The organism is Aneurinibacillus danicus, from assembly GCF_007991215.1.
In the GTDB taxonomy this organism is placed as follows: Bacteria; Bacillota; Bacilli; order Aneurinibacillales; family Aneurinibacillaceae; genus Aneurinibacillus; species Aneurinibacillus danicus.
Genome location: NZ_BJXX01000053.1, coordinates 1 through 3,805, shown reverse-complemented (window position 1 = coordinate 3,805; position 3,805 = coordinate 1). Strand labels below are relative to the sequence as shown.

Here is a 3,805-nt window from a genome sequence, read left to right as displayed (position 1 = left end):
GCCATGGTGGTTTTCTGCATTAAACATAACTTACATTTACGGAGGGAGCGGAATGGAACACAGGGAGTATATGGAGCTGGCGCTGCGGCTCGCCGAAGCGGCCCGCGGCCAGACAAGCCCAAATCCGGCTGTCGGCTGTGTCCTTGTCAAAGACGGGCGGATTGTCGGTATGGGCAGCCATCTCAAGGCCGGAGAAGCGCACGCGGAAGTGCAGGCGCTTCGCATGGCCGGTGAGGCGGCACGAGGAGCGACCGCCTATGTAACACTTGAGCCCTGCAGCCATCATGGTCGTACGCCACCCTGTGCGGATACACTGATTAAGCATGGGATTGAAAGCGCAGTGGTGGCGATGCTGGACCCGAACCCCCTGGTAGCGGGACGCGGCGTCGCGCGGCTTGAAGAAGCGGGGATTGAAGTGCTAACGGGCGTATGTGAGGCGGAGGCGAAGCGGCTGAACGAAGTATTTATTAAATACATTACGACGCGTAAGCCATTCGTGACGGTCAAAACGGCAATGACGCTTGACGGCAAAGTGGCGACGTATGCCGGCAGCAGCCGCTGGATTACCGGTGAAGAAGCGCGGCTGGAAGTGCATCGGATGCGTCATGAGCATGATGCCATTCTGGTGGGCGTCAATACGGTGCTGACCGATGACCCGCAGTTGACGACGCGCCTGGCGCTGGGCGGCAAGAATCCCATACGTGTCATTGTTGATACGACGCTGCGCATTCGGTTGGATGCGAAGGTGCTGACGGACGGTGAAGCACCGACGTGGATTTTTACTACTGAGCGTGCAGATCCGCTGAAATGGGAGCGGCTCGAAGAGATGGGCGTTCGTGTATTTTCGACGGGGAACGAGGCACAGGTGGATATCGACCGTCTGCTTACGCTGCTTGGGGCTCAGGAGATTGCATCGCTGCTGGTAGAGGGAGGCAGTCAGATCAACAGCGCGTTTCTGCATGCGCAGGCCATTGATAAGGTTGTCTCTTATGTTGCCCCGAAGCTGGTTGCAGGACAAGGAGCACCTACTCCGTTTGGCGGTCTGGGCATTCAAGAGATGAACGATGCCGTCTCGCTTGTGGACGTTTCATTCGAGAAGATTGGCGACGATATCAAAATTACCGGCTATCCGGTGTGGGGGTGAATGTCGTGTTTACCGGAATTATTGAAGAAATCGGCACTATTCGGTCGATCAAACGCGGAAATGCGTCCGCGGTGCTTGAGATTGCGGCAGACAAAGTACTGACCGATGTCCAATTAGGCGACAGCATTGCCGTAAACGGCATTTGTTTGACGGTCACCGAATTTTCCACCCGGCATTTTACGGTGGACGTGATGCCGGAAACGCTTGCGAAGACGAGTCTGGCCTCACTCGGTCCCGGATCGCCTGTAAACCTGGAGCGGGCGATGGCGGCGGGCGATCGGTTCGGCGGCCATTTCGTATCAGGGCATGTAGATGGTACGGGCGTCATTGTAGACAAGCGGCCATACGGCAACGCGGTGTTATATGAGGTAGAGGCGGAGGATGGGCTGCTGCGCTATATCATTCCGAAAGGGTCCATCTCGATTGACGGCATTAGCCTGACGGTGGTGGATGTGACGGAAACCAGTTTTTCCGTCTCCATCATTCCGCACACGCTGGCCGAGACGGTGCTGCAGTATAAAGAAAAGGGCGATCGGGTCAATCTGGAATGCGATATGATCGGCAAATACATTGAGCGAATCCTCACCTGGCGTGAGCGGAAAGCACGCCCTTCATCTCTAACGGAAAGTTTTCTTGCCGAGCACGGATTTCTCGAATAAGCCAAGATAAGGAGTGGGGACTTATGTTTCATTCAATCGAAGAAGCGATGCTTGATTTACAGCAGGGCAAACCGATTATTGTAGTGGATGACGAAGACCGCGAGAATGAGGGTGACTTCATTGCGCTGGCGGAGAAAACGGATGCGGCAATGATTAATTTCATGGTCACGCATGGACGCGGTCTGGTGTGCGTGCCGATTACGGAAGAGCGCGCAGCGGAGCTTAACCTTGCGCCGATGGTGGACCGCAATACCGATCTGCATGGAACGGCGTTTACCGTCTCGATCGACGAAGCGACGACAACGACCGGGATCTCCGCTTTTGAGCGGGCACAGACCGTACAGGCGATGCTGAATCCGGCGAGCGGGCCCGCGGATTTTCGGCGCCCGGGCCATATCTTTCCGCTGATAGCCCGCAAAGGCGGCGTGCTGCGCCGCGCCGGCCATACGGAAGCGGCCGTTGATCTGGCCCGCCTGTGCGGAAGCTATCCGGCCGGAGTCATCTGCGAGATTATGAACGAAGACGGATCGATGGCACGTGTGCCGGATTTGGTGCAAATTGCCGAAAAACATGACTTAAAGATGATTACGATTGAGGAATTGATTCGCTACCGCACCCGTCACGACAAGCTGGTGAAGCGGGAGGTCGAAGTGGAGCTTCCAACGGAATATGGCCGTTTCCGCATGGTGGCCTATACGAACGAAACGGATGGTAAAGAACACGTAGCGCTAGTAAAAGGGGAATTAAACCCGGATATTCCGACGCTCGTGCGCGTGCATTCCGAGTGTCTGACCGGCGATGTGTTCGGCTCGTGCCGCTGCGATTGCGGACCGCAGCTGCATACGGCACTCAGACAAATCGAGGAAGCGGGTCAGGGTGTGATCTTGTATATGCGCCAGGAAGGACGGGGCATTGGCCTCATTAATAAGCTGAAAGCGTACAAGCTGCAGGAAGCGGGGCTTGATACGGTAGAGGCGAACGAGAAGCTCGGGTTTGCGGCCGACCTGCGCGAATACGGCATCGGTGCGCAAATTCTTGCCGATTTGGGCGTCGGCAAGATTCGTCTCTTGACGAATAACCCGCGTAAGATTAAAGGCATCGAAGGCTATGGCCTGCATGTCGTCGAGCGGGTGGCGCTGCAGGTGGAAGCGGTGGCGGACAATGAGCGATATTTGCGCACTAAAAAAAGCAAGCTGGGACATTTACTGAATTTATAGGCTGGAGATACACGAATGCCAACGGTTATCCATATTTCCATCTTTCTTGCTTTTTTCTAAACGTCAAACCACGCTGGATATATAAATAAAAAATGATAAGATTTGGAGGAAATATCATGGCAAAAGTATACGAAGGAAATCTGGTAGGTACAGGACTAAAGATTGGGATTGTAGTCGGACGCTTTAATGAGTTCATCACAAGCAAGTTACTGGGCGGCGCGCTGGACGCGCTCAAGCGCCATGGCGTAGAAGAAGATAATGTAGAAGTAGCCTGGGTGCCGGGAGCATTTGAAATTCCGCTTATCGTTAAAAAGATGGCCGAATCCGGTAAGTATGATGCGGTCATTGCGCTTGGAACCGTCATCCGCGGTTCTACGCCGCACTTTGACTACGTGTGCAACGAGGCGGCGAAAGGGATCGCGTCCATCGGACTGTCCACCGGAGTCCCGTCAATCTTCGGCGTACTGACGACCGACACGATTGAACAGGCAATCGAGCGCGCGGGCACGAAGGCGGGCAACAAAGGTTGGGAAGCGGCCGCGTCGGCGATTGAGATGGCCAATCTGACCAAAACATTCGAATAAGCTTTAAAAAATCGCAGTCTCTCCTCTCTACTTCGCCTTGCGGGGTAGAGTTTTTCTTTTTGTACGGAAATCGTCGAAGCCCCGGAATTGCTCAGTTTACGGGCATATGGTAGAATGAGTTGCGGCATTTTTATAAAAAACCAACATAGCTTTTCAGCCACAACCCCGACATGAACATAAGGGGAAGAGCGGCTGACTTTT

General features: G+C 54.4%; 4 protein-coding genes. All 4 read left to right on the top strand.

Translation table 11 applies throughout. From position 1 onward, the window contains the following. The first annotated feature begins 52 nt into the window (after positions 1 to 52). The 4 genes from ribD to ribH all read left to right on the top strand — a co-directional run bounded on the left by ribD (position 53) and on the right by ribH (position 3,604). Positions 53 to 1,144: a bifunctional diaminohydroxyphosphoribosylaminopyrimidine deaminase/5-amino-6-(5-phosphoribosylamino)uracil reductase RibD gene (gene ribD, locus ADA01nite_RS06240; RefSeq protein ID WP_146809102.1), complete on the top strand. Its 1,092-nt coding sequence runs from the start codon at positions 53 to 55 to the stop codon at positions 1,142 to 1,144. A 5-nt stretch (positions 1,145 to 1,149) separates the two neighbouring features. Then, positions 1,150 to 1,803 (top strand): riboflavin synthase, encoded by a 654-nt coding sequence (gene ribE / locus ADA01nite_RS06235; RefSeq protein WP_146809101.1) that lies wholly within the window; start codon positions 1,150 to 1,152, stop codon positions 1,801 to 1,803. A 23-nt stretch (positions 1,804 to 1,826) separates the two neighbouring features. Further along, positions 1,827 to 3,020: a bifunctional 3,4-dihydroxy-2-butanone-4-phosphate synthase/GTP cyclohydrolase II gene (locus tag ADA01nite_RS06230; protein WP_146809100.1), complete on the top strand. Its 1,194-nt coding sequence runs from the start codon at positions 1,827 to 1,829 to the stop codon at positions 3,018 to 3,020. 116 nt (positions 3,021 to 3,136) lie between these two features. Beyond that, the gene (gene ribH / locus ADA01nite_RS06225) at positions 3,137 to 3,604 is read left to right on the top strand and encodes a 6,7-dimethyl-8-ribityllumazine synthase (RefSeq protein ID WP_146809099.1); all 468 of its coding nucleotides are present in this window, start codon (positions 3,137 to 3,139) and stop codon (positions 3,602 to 3,604) included. The last annotated feature ends 201 nt before the right edge of the window (positions 3,605 to 3,805 follow it).